This window comes from Streptomyces sp. NPDC017943 (assembly GCF_044328425.1).
In the GTDB taxonomy this organism is placed as follows: domain Bacteria; phylum Actinomycetota; class Actinomycetes; order Streptomycetales; family Streptomycetaceae; genus Streptomyces; species Streptomyces djakartensis_A.
In genome coordinates, this window is sequence record NZ_JBIRHH010000003.1 from 724,588 (window position 1) to 744,176 (window position 19,589).

Annotated in this window: 19 protein-coding genes; 6 read left to right on the forward strand and 13 right to left on the reverse strand. The window is 73.4% G+C overall.

Going from position 1 to position 19,589, the window contains the following annotated elements:
• Positions 1–3: 3 nt before the first annotated feature.
• From ACH4C6_RS12740 to ACH4C6_RS12755, 4 genes are read right to left on the reverse strand one after another with little or no spacing between them, the layout of a single operon-like run.
• Entirely contained in the window at positions 4–1,218 is a 1,215-nt protein-coding gene (locus tag ACH4C6_RS12740) for a sensor histidine kinase (RefSeq protein ID WP_398108571.1), read from the reverse strand.
• Positions 1,215–2,927, reverse strand: a complete 1,713-nt coding sequence (locus tag ACH4C6_RS12745; protein ID WP_398108572.1) for a cation acetate symporter — start codon at positions 2,925–2,927, stop codon at positions 1,215–1,217. The genes ACH4C6_RS12740 and ACH4C6_RS12745 overlap by 4 nt, the downstream gene beginning before the upstream one ends.
• A gap of 10 nt (positions 2,928–2,937) precedes the next feature.
• Positions 2,938–3,333, reverse strand: coding sequence for a hypothetical protein (locus ACH4C6_RS12750; protein WP_398108724.1), 396 nt, complete (start codon positions 3,331–3,333; stop codon positions 2,938–2,940).
• A gap of 2 nt (positions 3,334–3,335) precedes the next feature.
• Complete coding sequence (locus ACH4C6_RS12755) at positions 3,336–4,085, reverse strand: LytR/AlgR family response regulator transcription factor (RefSeq protein ID WP_398108573.1); 750 nt, start codon at positions 4,083–4,085, stop codon at positions 3,336–3,338.
• A 122-nt stretch (positions 4,086–4,207) separates the two neighbouring features.
• Between ACH4C6_RS12755 and ACH4C6_RS12760 the strand changes: the two genes are divergently transcribed.
• The 5 genes from ACH4C6_RS12760 to ACH4C6_RS12780 all read left to right on the forward strand — a co-directional run bounded on the left by ACH4C6_RS12760 (position 4,208) and on the right by ACH4C6_RS12780 (position 10,903).
• The gene (locus ACH4C6_RS12760) at positions 4,208–4,693 is read left to right on the forward strand and encodes an Lrp/AsnC family transcriptional regulator (RefSeq protein ID WP_369198548.1); all 486 of its coding nucleotides are present in this window, start codon (positions 4,208–4,210) and stop codon (positions 4,691–4,693) included.
• Between the two features lie 158 nt (positions 4,694–4,851).
• A complete protein-coding gene (gene ddaH, locus ACH4C6_RS12765) occupies positions 4,852–5,691 on the forward strand; it encodes a dimethylargininase (protein WP_398108574.1) in 840 nt (279 codons plus the stop codon).
• Positions 5,688–6,923: an ornithine--oxo-acid transaminase gene (gene rocD / locus ACH4C6_RS12770; protein ID WP_398108575.1), complete on the forward strand. Its 1,236-nt coding sequence runs from the start codon at positions 5,688–5,690 to the stop codon at positions 6,921–6,923. Before ddaH ends, rocD begins: the two co-directional genes overlap by 4 nt.
• A gap of 211 nt (positions 6,924–7,134) precedes the next feature.
• A complete protein-coding gene (locus ACH4C6_RS12775) occupies positions 7,135–9,594 on the forward strand; it encodes a SpoIIE family protein phosphatase (protein ID WP_398108576.1) in 2,460 nt (819 codons plus the stop codon).
• A gap of 67 nt (positions 9,595–9,661) precedes the next feature.
• Positions 9,662–10,903: a PP2C family protein-serine/threonine phosphatase gene (locus tag ACH4C6_RS12780; RefSeq protein WP_398108577.1), complete on the forward strand. Its 1,242-nt coding sequence runs from the start codon at positions 9,662–9,664 to the stop codon at positions 10,901–10,903.
• Here the strand turns inward: ACH4C6_RS12780 and ACH4C6_RS12785 are convergent, their stop codons facing one another.
• Positions 10,904–11,359 (reverse strand): RpiB/LacA/LacB family sugar-phosphate isomerase, encoded by a 456-nt coding sequence (locus ACH4C6_RS12785; protein ID WP_398108578.1) that lies wholly within the window; start codon positions 11,357–11,359, stop codon positions 10,904–10,906. It abuts the gene before it with no gap.
• 235 nt (positions 11,360–11,594) lie between these two features.
• Between ACH4C6_RS12785 and ACH4C6_RS12790 the strand changes: the two genes are divergently transcribed.
• Positions 11,595–12,311: a lysophospholipid acyltransferase family protein gene (locus tag ACH4C6_RS12790; protein ID WP_398108579.1), complete on the forward strand. Its 717-nt coding sequence runs from the start codon at positions 11,595–11,597 to the stop codon at positions 12,309–12,311.
• A 66-nt stretch (positions 12,312–12,377) separates the two neighbouring features.
• Here the strand turns inward: ACH4C6_RS12790 and ACH4C6_RS12795 are convergent, their stop codons facing one another.
• The 8 genes from ACH4C6_RS12795 to ACH4C6_RS12830 form a co-directional block, all read right to left on the reverse strand.
• Positions 12,378–13,970 carry an alpha/beta hydrolase gene (locus ACH4C6_RS12795; protein WP_398108580.1) on the reverse strand — a complete coding sequence of 531 codons (1,593 nt, stop codon included), beginning with the start codon at positions 13,968–13,970 and terminating at the stop codon, positions 12,378–12,380.
• Positions 13,971–14,116: 146 nt separating this feature from the next.
• Positions 14,117–14,890 (reverse strand): urease accessory protein UreD, encoded by a 774-nt coding sequence (locus tag ACH4C6_RS12800; protein ID WP_398108581.1) that lies wholly within the window; start codon positions 14,888–14,890, stop codon positions 14,117–14,119.
• The gene (gene ureG, locus ACH4C6_RS12805) at positions 14,878–15,555 is read right to left on the reverse strand and encodes an urease accessory protein UreG (RefSeq protein WP_398108582.1); all 678 of its coding nucleotides are present in this window, start codon (positions 15,553–15,555) and stop codon (positions 14,878–14,880) included. Before ureG ends, ACH4C6_RS12800 begins: the two co-directional genes overlap by 13 nt.
• A 152-nt stretch (positions 15,556–15,707) precedes the next feature.
• Complete coding sequence (locus tag ACH4C6_RS12810; protein WP_398108583.1) at positions 15,708–16,382, reverse strand: urease accessory protein UreF; 675 nt, start codon at positions 16,380–16,382, stop codon at positions 15,708–15,710.
• A gap of 17 nt (positions 16,383–16,399) precedes the next feature.
• Complete coding sequence (locus ACH4C6_RS12815; protein WP_398108584.1) at positions 16,400–18,121, reverse strand: urease subunit alpha; 1,722 nt, start codon at positions 18,119–18,121, stop codon at positions 16,400–16,402.
• Complete coding sequence (locus ACH4C6_RS12820) at positions 18,114–18,425, reverse strand: urease subunit beta (protein WP_398108585.1); 312 nt, start codon at positions 18,423–18,425, stop codon at positions 18,114–18,116. The genes ACH4C6_RS12815 and ACH4C6_RS12820 overlap by 8 nt, the downstream gene beginning before the upstream one ends.
• Positions 18,426–18,437: 12 nt before the next feature.
• Positions 18,438–18,740, reverse strand: coding sequence for an urease subunit gamma (locus tag ACH4C6_RS12825; protein WP_398108586.1), 303 nt, complete (start codon positions 18,738–18,740; stop codon positions 18,438–18,440).
• Between the two features lie 110 nt (positions 18,741–18,850).
• On the reverse strand, positions 18,851–19,498 hold the full coding sequence (locus ACH4C6_RS12830; RefSeq protein ID WP_398108587.1) for a TetR/AcrR family transcriptional regulator: 648 nt from the start codon (positions 19,496–19,498) through the stop codon (positions 18,851–18,853).
• Positions 19,499–19,589 lie beyond the last annotated feature (91 nt).

The window sequence follows — 19,589 nt, forward strand, 5'->3', positions numbered from 1 at the left end:
CGCTCACCCGCCGGTCAGCCGGCCCGCCGAGTGGACGCCCGGCTGGTACTTGGGCAGCCGGACGGTGATCTTCATGCCCGCGCCCTGCGCGGTCTCGATGACGAGGCCGTGGGCGTCGCCGTAGACCTGGCGGAGCCGGTCGTCGACGTTGGACAGGCCGATGCCGCCGGAAGGGCTGGCCTCGCGGGCGAGGATGCGGCGCAGCAGCTCGGGGTCCATGCCGGCGCCGTCGTCCTCGATGACGACCAGCGCCTCGGCGCCCGCGTCCTGGGCGGTGATCTGGATGTGGCACTTGCCCGTGGGGACGGCCTTGCCCTCCAGGCCGTGCTTGACGGCGTTCTCCACGAGCGGCTGCAGGCACAGGAAGGGCAGGGCGACGGGCAGCACCTCGGGGGCTATCTGCAGGGTGACGGAGAGGCGCTCGCCGAAGCGCGCCCGGACCAGTGCCAGGTAGTGGTCGATGGCGTGCAGCTCGTCGGCGAGGGTGGTGAAGTCGCCGTGCCGGCGGAACGAGTAGCGGGTGAAGTCGGCGAACTCCAGAAGCAGCTCGCGGGCGCGCTCGGGGTCGGTGCGCACGAACGAGGCGATCACCGCGAGCGAGTTGAAGATGAAGTGCGGCGAGATCTGGGCCCGCAGCGCCTTGATCTCGGCCTCGATGAGGCGGGTGCGGGAGCGGTCGAGGTCCGCCAGCTCCAGCTGCACCGAGACCCAGCGGGCGACCTCGCCGGCGGCCCGGACCAGCACGGCGGACTCGCGGGGGGCGCAGGCGACCAGGGCGCCGTGCACGCGGTCGTCGACGGTGAGGGGGGCGACGACCGCCCAGCGCACCGAGCAGTCCAGGTTGTCGCAGGTCAGCCGGAACGCCTCGCCGCGGCCGGTGTCCAGCGGCCCCCCTAGGCGCTCCATGATCTCGCCGCGGTGGTGGGCGCCGTCGCCGTCCCAGACGAGGACCTGTTCACGGTCGGTGAGGCACAGGGCGTCCGTGCCGAGCAGGGAGCGCAGTTTGCGGGCGGACCTGCGGGCGGTCTCCTCGGTCAGGCCGGCCCGCAGCGGCGGCGCGGCCAGGGAGGCGGTGTGCAGGGTCTCGAAGGTGGCGTGCTCGACGGGCGTGCCGAGTCCGGCGAGGCTGCCGGCCCGGGCGGTGCGCCGGCCGATCCAGACGCCCAGGGCCAGGACCGGCAGCACGGCGACGCACAGGCCCGCCAGGAAGTCGCTCACGGCGTCACCTCGCTGCGCAGTTCCTCGGGCAGGTGGAAGCGGGCCAGTACCGCGTTCGTGCCGGGCGGCACCCGGCCGGGGGTGGCCAGGGAGACCACGACCATGGTGAGGAAGCCGAGCGGCACGGACCACAGGGCGGGCCAGGCGAGCAGGGCGTGCAGGGCGCCCGGGCCCGGGTAGCCCGTCATGGTCGCGGCGACGGCGAGGAGGGCGGAGCCGCCCCCGACCAGCATCCCGGCGGCCGCGCCGGGCGGGGTCAGCCGCCGCCACCAGATGCCCAGCACGAGCAGCGGGCAGAACGAGGACGCCGACACGGCGAAGGCCAGTCCCACGGCGTCGGCGACCGGGAGCCCGCCGACCAGCACGCTGGCCGCGAGGGGCACGGCCATGGCCAGCACGGTCCCCAGCCGGAAGTGCCGTACGCCCCGGGAGGGCAGCACGTCCTGGGTGAGGACACCGGCGACCGCCATGGTGAGCCCCGAGGCCGTGGAGAGGAACGCGGCGAAGGCGCCGCCGGCGACCAGCGCGCCCAGCAGGTCGCCGCCCACTCCCCCGATCATGCGGTCGGGCAGCAGCAGGACCGCCGCGTCGGGGTCCGAGGTGAGGGTGAGTTCGGGCGCGTAGAGGCGGCCGAGGGCGCCGTAGACGGGGGGCAGCAGGTAGAAGGCGCCGACCAGGGCGAGGACGGCGACCGTGGTACGTCGGGCGGCGACGCCGTGCGGACTGGTGTAGAAGCGGACGACGACGTGCGGCAGGCCCATGGTGCCGAGGAACGTGGCGAGGATCAGGCCGTAGGTGGCGTACAGGGGGCGCTCCTCCCGGCTCTCGGCCTGGGACGGGGACAGGTCGCCGCCGCCGCTGCGCTCGGCCTCGGGGACGGCGGCGCCGGCGGGGAACGCGAGGCGCGTGCCGCCGTCGATGCGGTGGGTTCCGGCGGTCAGGTCGACGCGGCCGGCGGTGTGGGTGCGGCCGTCGACGGTGCCGGTGACCGTGACGGTCAGCGGGCGGTCCAGCCTCAGGTCGATGTCGTCCGCGACACGGACGACGCGCTGCTCGCGGAAGGTGGCCGGTTCGTCGAAGGCGTGGCGCGGGGCGCCGTCGCCCTGCCAGGCCAGTACCAGGAACAGGGCGGGGACCAGCAGGGCGGTGAGCTTGAGCCAGTACTGGAAGGCCTGGACGAAGGTGATGCTGCGCATGCCGCCCGCGGCGACGGTGGCGGTGACGACGAGGGCGACGGTGACCCCGCCCAGCCAGTCGGGCGCCCCCGTGAGCACGGTCAGTGTGAGCCCCGCTCCCTGGAGCTGGGGCAGCAGGTACAGCCAGCCGACGCCCACCACGAAGGCCCCGGCGAGCCGCCGCACGGCCGGGGAGGCGAGGCGGGCCTCGGCGAAGTCGGGCAGCGTGTAGGCGCCGGAGCGGCGCAGCGGCGCGGCGACGAACAGCAGCAGGACGAGGTAGCCGGCGGTGTAGCCGACCGGGTACCAGAGCATGTCGGGGCCCTGGACCAGGACGAGCCCGGCGATGCCCAGGAAGGAGGCGGCGGACAGGTACTCGCCGCTGATCGCCGCCGCGTTCAGCCGCGGGCCGACCGTGCGGGAGGCGACGTAGAAGTCGGACGTGGTGCGGGAGATGCGCAGGCCGAAGGCGCCGACCAGGACGGTCGAGACGACGACCAGGGCGACGGCGGGGACGGCGTAGCCGGAGTTCATCGGGCGGGGCTCAGCGGTCTTCGACTAGGCGCACGAAGTCGCGTTCGTTGCGTTCGGCGCGGCGGACGTACCAGCGGGCGAGCAGCACCAGGGGCAGGTAGAGGCCGAAGCCGAGGACGGCCCACTCCAGGCGGCGGGCGCCCGGCAGCGCCGCGAACAGCAGGGGCAGCGGGCCGACGAGCAGGCCGAGGACCGCGAGGACGGTGAGGGCGGCGCGCAGCTGGCTGCGCATCAGGGAGCGCACGTAGGTGTGGCCGAGGGTGGTCTGCTCGTCGATCTCGGTGCGCGGCCGGTAGGAGGCGGAAGGCGCGGGATGGCGCCCCCGGGAGCGCAGCCGGGCGTGCGGGAGGCTCTGGCGGGGCGGGCCGGTGACGACGACGCGGCGCGCGGTGGGGTCCTGGGGCACCGTCACGGCCTCCGCATCAGCAGGTCGCGCAGTTCCCGGGCGTGGCGCCGGCTGACCTGCAGCTCCTCCGAGCCGACGAGGACGCTGACGGTGCCGGCGTCGAGGCGGAGTTCGCCGATGTGGCGCAGGGCGACGAGGTGGCGCCGGTGGATGCGGACGAAGCCGCGCGAGCGCCAGCGCTCCTCCAGGGTGGACAGCGGGATGCGCACCAGGTGGCTGCCGCGGTCGGTGTGCAGGCGGGCGTAGTCGCCCTGGGCCTCGACGTGGGTGATGTCGTCGACGGCGACGAAGCGCGTCACGCCGCCGAGTTCGACGGGTATGTGGTCCGGGTCGGGTTCGTGCACGGGGATGCTCGGGGAGGTGCCGCGCCGTTCGGCGGCCCGGCGGACGGCCTCGGCCAGCCGTTCCTTGCGCACGGGTTTGAGGACGTAGTCGACGGCCTTGAGGTCGAAGGCCCGGACGGCGAAGTCCTCGTGGGCGGTGACGAAGACGACGAGCGGGGGCCGGGCGAAACCGCCCAGCAGCCGGGCGAGGTCGAGGCCGTCCAGACCGGGCATCTGGATGTCGAGGAAGACGACGTCGATCGCCTCGGGGCCGCCGGGGCCGGACTCCAGGGCACGGTTGATGCGGCGCAGTGCCTCGGTCGCGTCGCCGGCGCCCTCCGCGCTGCCGATGCGGGGGTCGGCCCGCAGCAGGTAGAGGAGTTCCTCCAGCGAGGGGCGTTCGTCGTCGACAGCCAGGGCGCGCAGCATGAACCCGGAGTGTAGGGGCGATCCCCGCGTCCGGACACGGGCCGGTGGTGATCGTTCGCACCGGCCGGGGCGGCCGCGCCGGGCCGGGGGCGCACCGGGGCGACGGTGGATACAGTGCCCGCATGAACAGCAGGTCCGCGCCGTTCGACGAACTCGACCGGAAGATCATCACCGCGTTGATGGCGAACGCGAGGACGTCGTTCGCCGAGATCGGTACGGCGATCGGGCTGTCGGCCACCGCCGTCAAGCGCCGGGTCGACCGGTTGCGCGAGACGGGCGTGATCACCGGGTTCTCGGCCACGGTCAAGCCGTCCGCGCTGGGCTGGCGCACGGAGGCCTACGTCGAGGTGTACTGCGAGGGCGCGGCGCCCCCGCGGCGGCTGGCGGAGGTCGTGCGGGACTACCCGGAGATCGCCGCGGCGATGACCGTCACGGGCGGCGCGGACGCGCTGCTGCACGTGCGGGCGCGGGACGTGGAGCACTTCGAGGAGGTGCTGGAGCGCATCCGCCAGGAACCGTTCATCCGGAAGACGATCAGCGTGATGGTGCTGTCGCATCTGCTGCCGGAGAGTCCCGAGGCGGGAGCCAGTCAGCCGGCACCCGAGTAGCCCGGCCGGCCGGCGCAGCAGGCGTGCGCTGACCAGCCTGAAGACGCAGCATTCGTGCGTCGACGCGCAAGCAATGTTTCTTGTCGGGCCCGGCTCTTGATTCCTACCGTTGTGTCCACCACTCATTACGGACCGTGAGGAAGCGGAGGGACCCCTTCGTGCCCGACTCCCGTGTGCCGCGCCGGCGGCGCTATCTCGTCTGCGAGCCCAGACACTTCGCCGTGCAGTACGCGATCAACCCGTGGATGCACCCCGACGAACCCGTCGACGTCCTCCGCGCCCTGGACCAGTGGCAGACGCTGGTCGACACCTACCGCGCCCACGGCCATACCGTGGACATCGTGAAACCCGTGCCCGGTCTGCCCGACATGGTCTTCGCCGCGAACGCCGCGGTCGTCGTCGACGGCCGTGTCTTCGGCTCGCTGTTCCACGCCCCGGAGCGCCGTCCCGAGTCCGTGCCCTACGAGGCGTGGTTCAAGACGGAGGGCTACGAGGTCTACCACCCGGAGTCGGTGTGCGAGGGCGAGGGCGACCTGGTGCCGGCCGGCCGGTGGATCCTGGCCGGGACGGGCTTCCGCACCACGCGGGAGGCCCACAGCGAGGTGCAGGAGTACTTCGGTGTGCCGGTGGTGAGCCTGACGCTGGTGGACCCGTACTTCTACCACCTGGACACGGCGCTGTTCGTCCTCGACGACGGGCACGACGGGCGCGACGGAAACATCGTCTACTACCCGGAGGCGTTCTCGCCGGGCAGCCGGGAGGTGCTGGCCCGGATGTACCCGGACGCGGTGCTCGCCACCCGGGAGGACGCGATGGCCTTCGGGCTCAACTCCGTGTCCGACGGACGCCATGTGTTCGTCTCGCCCGGGGCGTCGGGACTGGCCGCGCAGCTGGCCGACCGCGGTTACGTCCCGGTCCCCGTCGACCTGTCCGAGTTCCAGAAGGCCGGTGGCGGCATCAAGTGCTGCACCCAGGAGATCCGGGAGAACCGCTCATGACCGCACCCGTCCGCGCCCAGGACTCGCCCGGGACCCGTGGCTCCGAGGAGCTGATCCGCGCCGAGGAGCCGGTCCTGGCGCACAACTACCATCCGCTGCCCGTCGTCGTGGCCCGGGCCGAGGGCACGTGGGTGGAGGACGTCGAGGGCCGGCGCTACCTCGACATGCTGGCCGGCTACTCGGCCCTCAACTTCGGTCACCGGCACCCGGCGCTGATCGAGGCGGCCCACCGCCAGCTCGACCGGCTGACCCTCACCTCGCGCGCCTTCCACAACGACCGGCTCGCCGCCTTCGCGGAACGGCTGGCGGGGCTCACCGGCATGGACATGGTGCTGCCGATGAACACCGGCGCGGAAGCGGTGGAGAGCGGCGTGAAGGTGGCCCGCAAGTGGGCCTACGACGTCAAGGGCGTCCCGGAGGGCCGGGCGACGATCGTCGTCGCGGCGGACAACTTCCACGGCCGTACGACGACGATCGTCAGCTTCTCCACGGACGAGACGGCACGGGCGGGCTTCGGGCCGTTCACACCGGGGTTCCGGGTCGTGCCGTACAACGACCTGGCGGCGATGGAGGAGGCCGTCGACGAGACGACGGCGGCGGTGCTGATCGAGCCGATCCAGGGCGAGGCGGGCGTCATCGTCCCCGACGACGGCTATCTGGCCGGCGTGCGCGAGCTGACCCGGCGCAAGGGGTGCCTGTTCATCGCCGACGAGATCCAGTCCGGCCTGGGCCGGACGGGCAGGACGCTGGCGGTCGCGCACGAGTCGGTGGTGCCGGACGTGCTGCTGCTGGGCAAGGCGCTGGGCGGCGGCATCGTGCCGGTGTCGGCGGTGGTCGGACGCCGTGAGGTGCTCGGGGTGCTGCACCCCGGTGAGCACGGCTCGACCTTCGGCGGGAACCCGCTGGCGGCCGCCGTCGGCACGGCGGTGGTCGAGCTGCTGGAGACGGGCGAGTTCCAGCGCCGGGCCACGGAGCTGGGCGAGGTCCTGCGCGACGGTCTGACCGGCCTGGTCGGCAAGGGCGTGGTCGGCTTCCGCTCCCGCGGCCTGTGGGCGGGCGTCGACGTGGACCCGGCGCTCGGCACCGGCCGCGAGATCAGCGAGCGCCTGATGCGCGAAGGCGTCCTGGCCAAGGACACCCACGGCTCGACGATCCGTCTGGCCCCGCCGCTGACCATCACGGCGGAGGAGCTCACGGGCGCCCTCGCGGCACTGGAGAAGGCCCTGGGATGAGATCCGGCCGGGGAGGGCCGCTTTCCTGTCCCTCCCCGGCCGCCCGGGCGGCCCGGCGAGCACCCTGTCGGGGCGGCCACGGGGCCAGGGGCTCCCCCGCCGGAGGTGGCGCGGGCCCCGACCGGACCCTCCCGGGCCGCCCCCTGGCGCCGGAAGGGTGAAGATTGGGGCAAGAGGTGGTAGACCACTCTCAGCGACAGAGAGGTCGGCCGTGGGCGCACACGAGGAGTCCGGCGTTGCCCGGCATCGGTTCGACGTGGCCGATGCCGCGCCCCTGTTGCTCGATTCCCGGGGCGTGGTGACGGGCTGGACGGGCGACGCCCGGCGGCTGCTGGCGTACCCGGCGGCGGAGGCGGTCGGCAGGAAGCTGGCCGATCTGCTGGTCGCCGAGGACGCGCAGCGCGTACCGGACCTGGTGGAGCGGTGCCGCAGGGACGGCGGCTGGGCCGGGCTGCTGACGGCCCGGCGCAAGGACGGGCGGCGGGTGAGGGTCGCGGCCCGCATCGCCTCCGCCGAGGAGGCCCAGGGGGCCCCGCGCTGGCTGGTGCTGCTGTCGGAGCTGGCCGGCGCGACCGGCTGGGACATGAGCCGCACGGTGCTGGAGCAGATGGTGGCCGACGCGCCGGTCGGCATCGCGATCGTGGACACGGACCTGCGCTTCGTGTGGTCGAACACCGCTCTCGAGCAGTTCGGCGGCGGACCGGCGGCGAGCCGGCTCGGCCTGCGCTTCGCGGACGTCCAGCCCGGCATGGACGCCCAGGCGGTCGAGGCGCAGATGCGGCACGTGCTGGAGACGGGCGAGGCGGTCGTCGGGTACGAGCACGTCGGCCGCGTGCGGTCGGCGCCACTGCGCGAGACGGCGCACATGCTGTCCTTCAGCCGCCTCGAGGACGACCAGGGGCGGCCGATCGGCGTCTACTACACGGTCGTCGACATGACCGAGCGGCACCGCGCCCGCCAGCGCCTGGCGCTGCTGGACCGGGCCGGGGAGAGCATCGGCCGCACCCTGGACCTCAACCGCACCGCGCAGGAACTGGCCGACGTGGCCGTGCCGGGCCTGGCCGACTTCGTCTCCGTGGACCTGCTGGAGTCGGTCCTCGGGGGTGCCGAACCGGCTCCCGGGCCGCTCGCGGACACCGGGGAACCGGTGGCGCTGCGCCGCGCAGGCTTCCGGTCCGCGCAGGAGGACCTGGTGGAGGCCGTCATCGCCATCGGCGAGGTCGTGGAGTTCCGGCCCGGCACGCCTCCGGTGCGCTGTCTGGCCACCGGGCGGTCCTGGCTCGGGGAGCGGATCGACCCGCAGGCCAGGGACTGGACGACGGACGTCCCGAGCGGCCGGCCCGCCACGTTCCGGGAACTGGGCCTGCACAGCGTGCTGACAGTGCCGCTGCGGTCGCGCGGCATCACGCTCGGCGTCACCACCTTCTTCCGCCGCAACCGCCGGGAGTCCTTCGACGAGGGGGATCTGCGGCTGGCGGAGGACCTCGTCACGCGGGCGGCCGTCTGCGTGGACAACGCCCGCCGCTACACCCGTGAGCGGGACGCCGCGCTCGTGCTCCAGCGCAGTCTCCTGCCCCACCGCCTGCCCGAGCAGGGCGCGGTCGACGTGGCCGCCTGCTACCGACCGGCGGACGAGCTGACCGGCCTCGGGGGCGACTGGTACGACCTGATCCCGCTGTCCGGTGCCCGGGTGGCGCTCGTCGTGGGCGAGGTGCCCGGGCACGGCATCGACGCCGCCGCGGCCATGGGGCAGCTGCGGACCGCCGTGCGGACCCTGGCGGCGCTGGACCTGCCACCCGAGGAGGTGCTGGCGCACCTCGACGACCTGGTGGCCCGCACGGCGCGGGAGGACGGCGCCGAGCCGGGTGCGGCGGGGTCGGCGGGCTCGCTGTGCGTGGGCGCGGGGTGCCTGTACGTCGTCTACGACCCGGTCGACGGCGGCTGTGCGATGGCCGCGGCCGGGCATCCCGCACCGGCCGTGGTCCGGCCCGACGGCTCGGTGGTGTTCGCCGATCTCCCGCAGGGACCGCCGCTCGGGGTGGGCGGCCCGCCGTTCGAGGCGGTCGCGATGCCGCTCGACGAGGGCAGCACGCTCGCCCTGCACACCGACGGACTGCTCGCCCGGGGCGAGACCTGGGCGGTCGACGCCGGACGGGAGCGGCTGCGCCGGGCACTCGAGCACGGCGGGCCGCTGGAGACGTCCTGCCGCGCCGTGGTGGACGCGCTGGTCCCGGCGCGCCCCTACGACGACGTGGCCCTGCTGATGGCCCGGACGAAACGTCTCGGCAGTGATCAGGTCGCCGACTGGGAGCTGCCCTCGGACCCGGCCGTCGTCGCCGAGGCCCGTCGCACGGCCACCCGGCAGCTGGCCCGCTGGGGCCTGGACGAGCTGGCCTTCACGACGGAGCTCGTGGTGAGCGAGCTGGTCACCAACGCCATCCGGTACGCCACCGGCACGATCCGGCTCCGCCTGATCCGCGAGCGCACCCTGGTGTGCGAGGTGTTCGACGGCGGTGCCACCGCGCCCCACCTGCGGCACCCGCGCACGACGGACGAGGGCGGGCGCGGTCTGCTGCTGGTCTCCCAGCTCACCCAGCGGTGGGGCACGCGCTTCGTCGCCGACGGGAAGATCATCTGGGCCGAGCAGTCCCTCACGGAGCTCGCGGACTGACGCCCGGGCGAGGACGGTCCAGGCCGTGCGAAACTGGGGTGATTCCGGCAGCAGTGAGGCGGCGGCCATGACGGAAACGGCGATCGACTTCTCCGCGGTCTTCCAGTCCCTGCCCGGCATGGTGGCCCTGCTGACGCCCGACCTCGTGTACGCGGACGTCAACGCGGAGTTCGTCCGGGTCTCCGGCCGCACCCGCGAGCAACTGGTCGGCCGCTACCTCTTCGACGTCTTCCCCGACAACCCTCACGATCCGCAGGCGACGGGCATGCGCAACCTCCAGGCGTCGCTGTACCGCGTCCTGGCGACCGGCGAGCGGGACGCCATGGCCCTCCAGCGCTACGACGTGGAGGATCCGCCGCACTCCGGGAAGTGGCAGGAGCGCTACTGGAGCCCGGTGAACACGCCGGTACCGGGCCCCGACGGACGCGTGGTGCTCGTCGTGCACCGCGTCGAGGAGGTCACGGAGCTGATCCGGGCCCGGGGCCGCTCCGACGGCCACGGCGACGGCCGCGCCCGGGTGCTGGAGGCCGAGCTCTACACCCGCGCCCGTGAACTGCAGGAGCTCAACGAGCGGTTGCGTCTGGCGCACTCGCGGGAGCGGGAGGTGGCGCTGGCCCTCCAGGAGGCCATGCTGCCCGCCGGGCCGCAGACCCGGCACGACCACCGGGCCGCCGTCCGCTACCGGCCCGCCGTCGGGGCGCTCAACGTGTGCGGCGACTGGTACGACCTGGTGGACCTGGTCGGCGGTCACCGTACCGGGGTGTCCGTCGGCGACGTCGTCGGGCACGGCCTGGGGGCCGCCGGGGTGATGGGCCAGCTGCGCAGCGCGCTGAGCGCGGCGTCCCGGGTCGCGGAGGGGCCGGCGCAGGCCCTGGACGTGCTGGGGCGGTACGCGCACGTCGTCGACGGCGCCGAGTCGGCGACGGCGGTGACGACCTTCATCGACTTCGACCGGCGGACCATCACCTACAGCAGCGCCGGTCATCCGCCGCCCGTGCTGGTCCACCCCGACGGCCGCACGGAGTTCCTGGACCGGGCCACGGACACACCGCTCGACGCACGCCCCGACCCGATCCCCCGGCCGCAGGCGGAGACGGTGTTCACGGCGGGCGCGACGCTCGTGCTGTACACGGACGGGCTCGTCGAACGCCGGCGCGAGGACATCGACACCGGCCTGGAACGCCTCGCCGACGCCCTGCGCCGGCACCGCGCCCTGGACCCCGAACTGCTGGCCGACACCGTCCTGATGGAGCTGCTGCCGCCCGGCGGCGCCACCGACGACACCGCCCTCATCGTCGTGCGGCTGTGACTACAGCCGGGTCTTGCCGTGGTCGAGCAGCCGTACGCGGTCCACGTTCTGGCGGTCCTCCGGGTCCGCGCTGGGCTCGCCGGCGAACCAGGCGTCCAGGATCTCGCCGAGCAGCGGCCCGGACGTCAGGCGCAGGCTCAGCGCGAGCACGTTGGCGTCGTTCCAGCGCCGGGCCCCGTCGGCGGAGTAGGCGTCCGTGCACAGGGCGGCCCGCACGCCGGGCACCTTGTTCGCGGCGATCGAGGCTCCCGTGCCGGTCCAGCAGCACACCACGGCCTGGTCCGCCGCCCCCTCGGCGACCTCCCGGGCCGCGGCCTCGGAGCACACCGCCCATTGCGGATCGTCGCCGGGGCGCAGCGCCCCGTGCGTCCGCACCTCGTGGCCCCGCTCGCGCAGCGCGTCCACGAGGGCCCGGGCCACGGGCTCGTCCATGTCCGAGGAAACAGAGATGCGCATGTCCGGCAGACTACTCGGCGCTCCCCCCGCACGGCACCGGCCGCGCAGCCGAGCGGCGGGATCGGGACGGGGCGGTTCGCCCCTCACCCGGGGGATCGGCGGAGGATCGGCGCGGACCTGTCGGACCTGGTGTCCGGCGGCCGCGCCTGCACCTACACTGGCACCCCACGACATGCCGGTTGACCTGCTGGAACGCGGTGGCTGAGTCCCCCGCGAGAGTCGAAGGGCGGCCGCTTTGTTCTACTACCTGCTGAAATACGTGCTGCTGGGTCCGCTGCTGAGACTGGTCTTCCGGCCGAGGATCGAGGGGCTGGAGCACGTTCCGGCGGAGGGCGCGGCCATCGTCGCCGGCAACCACCTGTCGTTCTCGGACCACTTCCTGATGCCCGCGATCCTGAAGCGGCGCATCACCTTCCTCGCCAAGGCCGAGTACTTCACCGGCCCGGGCGTCAAGGGCCGCCTGACGGCGTTCTTCTTCCGCAGCGCCGGGCAGATCCCCGTCGACCGCTCCGGCAAGGACGCGGGCCAGGCCGCGATCCGCGAGGGTCTCGGCGTCCTGGGCAAGGGCGAGTTGCTCGGCATCTACCCCGAGGGCACCCGCTCGCACGACGGGCGGCTCTACAAGGGCAAGGTCGGGGTCGCGGTGATGGCGCTCAAGGCCGGCGTGCCGGTCGTGCCCTGCGCGATGATCGGCACCTTCGAGGCCCAGCCGCCCGGCAAGGTCGTCCCCCGCCTGCACCCGGTGGCGATCCGCTTCGGCGAGCCCCTGGACTTCTCCCGCTACGAGGGCATGGAGAACGAGAAGGCGGTGCTGAGGGCGATCACCGACGAGATCATGTACGCGATCCTGGCGCTGTCCGAGCAGGAGTACGTCGACCGGTACGCGGCCGACGTGAAGGCCGAGGCGGCCGCCGCCCGGCAGCGCAGGTTCCGGCGGTCGCCCCAGAGCTGATCTGCGCCGCTCGCGGCATGGGTGTGGGGCGGCCGGAGGTCCGGCCGCCCCACGTCGTTCGGTCCGCTACGGCTTCGGCGTGGCGTGCGGCGCGCACGTCACGTCCGCGCCGTCCAGCTTGCCGGTGAGCAGGTAGGCGTCGACCCGCGTGTTGATGCACGGGTTGGTCAGCCCGGTCACGCCGTGCGAGCCGGCGTCCTTCTCCGTGATCAGGCGCGAGCCCTTGAACCGCTTGTGCAGTTCGACGGCGCCCTCGTACGGGGTGGCGGCGTCACGCTCGGACTGGACGATGAGCACGCCGGGCAGGCCCTTGCCCGTCCGGACGTTCAGCGGCGTCTGCTGCTTGGCCGGCCAGGTGGCGCACGGCAGGTTCATCCAGGCGTTGGCCCACGTCATGAACGGGTGGTCCTTGTGGAGCCGCGTGTTGTCGCGGTTCCACTTCTGCCAGCTGGTGGGCCACTTGGCGTCGGCGCACTCCACGGCCGTGTACACGGCGTTGCCGTTCTCCGAGGAGGCGTTGCCGACCGTGTCCGACAGGTCGGGGGCGGCGGCGTCGACGAGCGCCTGGGTGTCTCCGGCGACGTACTTGCTGAAGACCGAGGCGACCGGTGCCCAGGAGGAGTCGTAGTAGGGGGCGCTCTGGAAGAAGGAGATGAGCTCGGCCGGGCCCACGACCCCGCCGATCGGGTTCTTCTTCGCGGTGGCGCGCAGCTTCAGGTACTGCTGCTGGACCTCGGCGCGGGTGTCGCCCAGGTGGTAGGTCGCGTCGTTCTCGGCGACCCAGTCCTGCCAGTCCTTCCAACGGCCCTCGAACGCGACGTCCTGGTCCAGGTTGGCCTGGTACCAGATCTTCTCGCGGGAGGGGTTGACGACGCTGTCGACGACCATGCGGCGCACGTGGCCCGGGAAGAGCGTGCCGTAGACGGCGCCGAGGTAGGTGCCGTACGAGACGCCCAGGTAGTTGAGCTTCTTCTCGCCGAGGGCGGCGCGGATGACGTCGAGGTCGCGCGCGGTGTTCGGCGTCGTCATGTGCGGCAGCATCCAGCCGCTGCGCTCCTGGCAGCCCTCGGCGTACTCGCGGGCCAGCTTGCGCTGGGCGCGCTTGTCGGCCTCGGAGTCGGGCACCGGGTCGGCCTTGGGCGCCTTGACGAACTCCTGCGGGTCGACACAGGAGATGGGCGTGGACCGGCCGACACCGCGCGGGTCGAAGCCCACGAAGTCGTACGCCTTGGCCGCGTTGGCCCAGATCGGGTTCTTGGACGTGACGCGGGCCGGGAAGCGCAGTCCGGAGCCGCCGGGGCCGCCGGGGTTGTAGAGGAGCGCACCCTGCCGCTCGGCCTTCGTGCCGGTGTTGCCGATGCGGTCCACGGCGAGCTTGATCTGCTTGCCGTACGGCTTGGCGTAGTCGAGCGGCACGGTGACGTACCCGCACTGGATCGGCTTGGCCAGGTTCCAGTCGGCGGGGCAGTCCTGCCAGTCGATGCCGGTCTTCGCGGCCCGGGCGGCGGCGATGGCGGCTCCGCGCGCCTCACGGTCCTGGCCGTGGCCACTGCCCGCGCTGGCGTTGGCCGTGGGCGCCGCGACGGCGCCGGCTATCAGCGTGGCCGTGACGAGCGCACCGGCCGAACCGAGCGCCGTCATACGCCTTGTCGGTCTCATACCCCTCAAGGGGGACCTCCCCGTACATCGTTGCGATCAGTACGGGGGATCCTCGCGGTTGCGAGGTGTCCGGGAACAGGGGCGGCCGCCCTTCTTTGCCAATCCGATAAACGGAGAAGTCGTGCTGCTGTACGGACGTGGCCCGTCTAGGAGAGGAGCAGCAACGCCTCGTCGAGCACGCGCCGCAGGCGCAACGCGTCCGGTGCCAGGGCGCTGACCAGCGCGGCGGGGCCGGCGAGCGGCATGAGGCAGGCCGTCTCCCCCAGCATCCGTGCCGTCACCGGCCGCGTGGCGAACTCCGGGCGGACGACGACGAGCTGGCCGACCGCGCGATGGCCGGCGAGTACGGCCGGGCCGTCCCAACCGCCGGGCGCGCCGGGTCCGCAGGCCAGTTCCTGGTCGAGCACGACGCGTTCGGCGACCCGCACGGTCAGCCGGCTCGACAACCGCCCGGGCTGCTCCCCCGCGCGTCCCAGCACCTGCTCCTCGCGCAGCACGAGTCTCGCGGTGGGCGCCAGGTCGGCCCGGGTGGTGACGCGCAGGCCGCTGCCGCGCACGGAGATCAACTGCTGCGGCAGCCAGTGCAGTTCGCCCCGGTCGGCGACGGACAGCCGGACGTCGTAGCGGGCTTCCTCCCCGGTCTGCCCGGGCAGTACGAGGGTGGCGGCCGCCGACTCCACGGTCAGCCGGGCGCCCTCCTCCACGTGGCCCTCCACGGTGAAGTGGTCCCCGCCCAGCGGCCCGCTCATGGCGCCCACCAGCACGACCCGGGCCTCGGAACCGGTCGAGCGGGTGCGGCGCAGGGCCAGGGGGCCGTCGCTCTCCAGGACGGGCAGCGCGGTCCCGCCCCGCCCGTCGTCGCGGGCGACGATCCGTGCGACGGACCGCACCCCCGTGCCGTACGTGGTCACGCCGTCCACGCGGCGAGCCGGTCCCGCACCCAGGCGGCGACTTCGGCCACCCCGGCCTCACTGCGCAACGACTGGAGGACGACGGGGAGTTCGCCCCGCTGCGCCTTGGCGTCGGCAGCCATCCGGGCCAGATCGGATCCCACGTGCGGGGCGAGGTCGGTCTTGTTGACGACGAGCAGGTCGGCGGTGGTGACGCCCGGTCCTCCCTTGCGCGGGATGTCGTCACCCCCGGCCACGTCGATGACGAAGATCTGCGCGTCGACGAGCCCCTTGGAGAAGGTCGCCGTGAGGTTGTCCCCGCCGGACTCGACGAGCACCAGGTCCAGCGGGCCGGCCTCGTCCTCCAGGTCCTCCACGGCCTCCAGGTTCGCGGAGATGTCGTCCCGGATCGCGGTGTGCGGGCAGGCACCCGTCTCCACCGCGGTGATCCGCTCGGGTGGCAGCACGGCCTCCCGCAGCAGGAACTCGGCGTCCTCGCGGGTGTAGATGTCGTTGGTGACGACGGCCAGGGACAGTTCGTCGCGCAACGCCCGGCACAGTGCGGCCACGGTGGCGGTCTTGCCCGATCCGACGGGCCCACCGAGCCCGATGCGCAGGGCACGGCGGCGGCCGTCGGGACGCAGGGCGTCGGCGCCGACAGCGGCCGGGCCGTCGTGGGTGTGGTCGAGGTGCATGGTGCGGCTCCTGCCGTGTGGCCCGTTCGGTGCGGGTGGCCCGACGGGTGCGGGTGGTTCGGTGGGGCGGGTGGTCCGGAGGTGCGATCGGGTCGGCGAGTCGGCGGATTGACGGGGTGCCGGGGTGCCGGGGTGCCGGGGTGCCGGGGAGGCTAGGAGGCGAACAGCCGTGTTCCCCACGCCGCGTGCGCTTGTGCCCCCGTCTCCAGCAGTGGCGCCGACCCCGCGGGCAGTGCGTCGGTCCCGTCCTCGACGGCTCGACGCGCCGCCTCCACCGCCCGGCCGGCGACGAGGTCCATCTCCGGCGCGAGCCGGGCCAGGACGCCCGTCGCGTCGAAGGGGTCCAGGCTCAGCAGGCGCACGGTCGCCGCCGCGGGTCCGCTCACGCTCTCGTACGCGGCGCAGTACGCGGCGTCGGCCGGTCCGAGGCCGGCCGCCCGGGCGGCCAGGCCCAGCACCACCGGCTGATGCGCGCCCTTGGGGAACTCCCGTGCGAGTGCGTCGAGTTCCCGGGAGGGCCAGGTGGTCCGCGCGGCCCGCAGCAACTGCCGCCCCAGCTTCCGCGCGGCGGTCCGCAGCGCGGGTGAGGGCGTACGGGCGTCCGCCGCACGGTCCAGCGCGACCGCGTCGAGCCCGAGCGCGGCGGCCGCGGCGAGCCCGGCCGCCGTCAGGCCCGCCGTGTGCAGCCGTCCCCGGCAGAACTCCCCGAGGCTCGCCGCCCCGGTGATGCGCCCGGCGCCGACGGCCGCCTCGGCGCCGCCCGAGTGGGCGTGGCCGCCGGCGGGGAACCGCCCGTCGGCCACGATCAGCAGCGTCGCACGCGACATGGGATCACCCCTGGCCGTCAGAAGAGGAAGTAGCGCTGGGCCATGGGCAGTTCCGCCGCGGGCGCGGCCTCGACCGGTCGGCCGTCGATGTGCACGGCGAAACTGTCGGGGTCGATCCGCACGTCGGGCCGGGCGTCGTTCTCCCGCATGTCGGCCTTGGTGACGCCGCGGGTGGACTCGATCGGCACGAAACGCTTCCCGAGGCCGAGCCGTTCGGGCAGGCCGTCGTCGAGGGCGAGGGGGGCGACGAAGTTGACGGAGTTGGCGGCGGGCGCCCGGCCGATCGCCCCGAACATCGGACGCGGCAGGATCGGCTGCGGGGTGGGGATGGAGGCGTTCGCGTCGCCCATCTGCGCATACGCGATCTGCCCGCCCTTGAGCACGAGCAGCGGCTTGACTCCGAAGAACGCCGGTTCCCACAGCACCAGATCGGCCAGCTTGCCGGTCTCCACCGAGCCGATCTCGCGGGCCAGGCCCTGGGCGAGGGCGGGGTTGATCGTGTACTTGGCGACGTAACGGCGTACGCGGTGGTTGTCGGCCCGCCCGTCCCCGGGCAGCGCACCCCGGCGCAGCTTCATCGCATGGGCCGTCTGCCAGGTGCGCAGGACGACCTCCCCGACGCGTCCCATCGCCTGGGAGTCCGAGGAGATGATCGAGATGGCACCGAGGTCGTGCAGCACGTCCTCGGCCCCGATGGTGGACGGCCGGATGCGCGACTCGGCGAAGGCCAGGTCCTCCGGCACGGCCGGGTTGAGGTGGTGGCACACCATCAGCATGTCGAGGTGTTCCTCGGCGGTGTTCACCGTGAACGGCCGGGTGGGGTTGGTGGAACTGGGCAGCACGTGCGGCTCGGACACCACGGTCATGATGTCCGGCGCGTGGCCGCCCCCGGCGCCCTCGGTGTGGTAGGCGTGGATGCCGCGCCCGGCGATCGCGGCGAGCGTGTCGCCGACGAAGCCGGCCTCGTTGAGGGTGTCCGTGTGGATGGCGACCTGGATGCCGGTCCGCTCGGCGACGGTCAGTGCGGCGTCGATGACGGCCGGGGTGGAACCCCAGTCCTCGTGGAGCTTCAGGCCGAGCGCGCCGCCCCGGATCTGCGACAGCATCGCCTCGTGGGAGACGGTGTTGCCCTTGCCGAGCAGGCCGATGTTGAGCGGGTGGGCCTCCATCGCCTCCAGCATCCGCGCCAGGTGCCAGGGGCCGGGTGTGACGGTGGTGGCCTTGGAGCCCTCGGCCGGGCCGGTGCCGCCACCGACGAGGGTCGTGATGCCCGACGCGAGGGCCTCGTCGGCGATCTGCGGGCAGATGAAGTGGACATGGGCGTCGATGGCACCGGCGGTGAGGATGCGCCCGTTGCCGGCGATGATCTCGGTCTCCGGGCCGATGACCAGGTCGGGGTGGACCCCGTCCATGGTGTCGGGGTTGCCGGCCTTGCCGATGCCGGTGATCCGGCCGTCGCGGATGCCCACGTCGGCCTTGACGATCCCCCAGTGGTCGACGATCACCGCGCCGGTGACGACGGTGTCCGGCGTGCCCTCCGCACGGGTGGCACGGGCCTGGCCCATGGACTCGCGGATGACCTTCCCGCCGCCGAACACGGCCTCGTCCCCGGCGCGTCCGGGCCCGCCGCAGTGGTCCTCCTCGATCTCCACCAGCAGGTCGGTGTCCGCCAGGCGGATCCGGTCACCGGTCGTCGGGCCGAACAGGTCGGCGTAGGCGGCACGCGAGAGCTCAGGCATCGAGGGGACCTCCCGTCCGGCCGCGCAGGCCGGGCACGATCCGGGCCCCGGCGAGCGGGACGAGTTCGACCTCGACGGGGATGCCGGGCTCGAAGCGCACGGCCGTCCCGGCGGCGACGTTCAGCCGCTTGCCGCGCGCCGCGACGCGGTCGAACTCCAGGCCCGGGTTGGCTTCCGCGAAGTGGTAGTGGGAGCCGACCTGGACGGGGCGGTCGGCGGCGTTGAGGACGGTGAGCCGGGTGACCTCGCGGCCGGAATTGCACACGATCGGCCCGTCGGCGAACAGGATCTCTCCAGGAATCACTGCGGCGCCCCGTCAGACGATCGGGTCGTGGACGGTGACGAGCTTGGTGCCGTCCGGGAAGGTGGCCTCGACCTGGACGTCGTGGATCATCTCCGCGATACCTTCCATGACGTCGTCCCTGGTGAGCAGTTGACGGCCGGAGGACATCAACTCCGCGACGGTGCGCCCGTCACGGGCCCCCTCCAGGAGGTGCGACGTGATCAGGGCGACCGCCTCGGGGTGATTGAGTCGCAGGCCGCGGTCCCGGCGCTTCCGCGCCACGTCGGCCGCCACATGGATGAGCAGACGCTCCTGTTCGTGCGGGGTCAGCTGCACGTCCCACCTCAGTCCTCGCTCCGGACCGTGCGGGGTCCGATGGCCGCCGCCACGGGGCGACGAGCCGGGTGGCGTGCGCGGCAGGCTAGTGGGGCCGCGTTTCGGGTGCGTTAACCGCGTGGCGCTCCGCCGGCGGCGGCGGACCGGCCCTCCATGCTCATCAGCGCCCGCAGTCCGTCCCGCAGGATCTCCACCGGGGCCGGGCCGAACAGGGACTGCTGGGCGATGAAGCCGAGCACGGAGGCGATCATCGTGCGGGCCACGTCGTCCGGCTCGACGTCCGCCCGCATCATCCCGGCCTCCTGGTAGGCCTGGACGATCCTGCCCCAGGACGCGCGGACCGAGCCGTAGCCCTCCCGGAGCAGGGCCGCCAGCTCCTCGTTGCGCAGGGTCTCCGTCCACACCTGGATCACGAGCCGGGGGAAGGCGGGCCTGCCGTCCACGACGAGGGACTCCCGGGCTCCGAGCGTCCTGCCGAGCACGGAGGCGACGAGTTCGTCGGGCGGCGGGGGCGGGGTCCGACGGGCCGCCTCCTCGAAGGCGTCCCGGACCGAGCCGAGGACCTCGGTCACGATCGCGCCGATCAGCTCCTCCTTGCCGCTGAAGTAGCGGTACACCGCACCCGCCGAGAGATCGACCTCCTTCAGCACGTCCTGCATGGAGGTGGCGTGGAAGCCGTTGCGGGCGAAGCAGAGCGCGGCGCCGTCGAGGATCTGGCGGCGGCGGGCGTCGAGGTGTTCCTGGGACACGCGGGCCATGGCCCCCAACGTAAAACGAATATTCATTCTTGACAAGGACGCACCCCGGGAGGACGGTGGAGACAGCAAAACGAACGATCCTTCTTTTTAG

Excerpts from the sequence above, each read along its gene's own strand:
- ACH4C6_RS12745 (WP_398108572.1), bottom strand. The coding sequence starts at position 2,927 with ATGAACTCCGGCTACGCCGTCCCCGCCGTCGCCCTGGTCGTCGTCTCG.
- ACH4C6_RS12755 (WP_398108573.1), bottom strand. The coding sequence starts at position 4,085 with ATGCTGCGCGCCCTGGCTGTCGACGACGAACGCCCCTCGCTGGAGGAA.
- ACH4C6_RS12760 (WP_369198548.1), top strand. The coding sequence starts at position 4,208 with ATGAACAGCAGGTCCGCGCCGTTCGACGAACTCGACCGGAAGATCATC.
- rocD (WP_398108575.1), top strand. The coding sequence starts at position 5,688 with ATGACCGCACCCGTCCGCGCCCAGGACTCGCCCGGGACCCGTGGCTCC.
- ACH4C6_RS12780 (WP_398108577.1), top strand. The coding sequence starts at position 9,662 with ATGACGGAAACGGCGATCGACTTCTCCGCGGTCTTCCAGTCCCTGCCC.
- ACH4C6_RS12785 (WP_398108578.1), bottom strand. The coding sequence starts at position 11,359 with ATGCGCATCTCTGTTTCCTCGGACATGGACGAGCCCGTGGCCCGGGCC.
- ACH4C6_RS12795 (WP_398108580.1), bottom strand. The coding sequence starts at position 13,970 with ATGAGACCGACAAGGCGTATGACGGCGCTCGGTTCGGCCGGTGCGCTC.
- ureG (WP_398108582.1), bottom strand. The coding sequence starts at position 15,555 with ATGCACCTCGACCACACCCACGACGGCCCGGCCGCTGTCGGCGCCGAC.
- ACH4C6_RS12810 (WP_398108583.1), bottom strand. The coding sequence starts at position 16,382 with ATGTCGCGTGCGACGCTGCTGATCGTGGCCGACGGGCGGTTCCCCGCC.
- ACH4C6_RS12815 (WP_398108584.1), bottom strand. The coding sequence starts at position 18,121 with ATGCCTGAGCTCTCGCGTGCCGCCTACGCCGACCTGTTCGGCCCGACG.
- ACH4C6_RS12830 (WP_398108587.1), bottom strand. The coding sequence starts at position 19,498 with ATGGCCCGCGTGTCCCAGGAACACCTCGACGCCCGCCGCCGCCAGATC.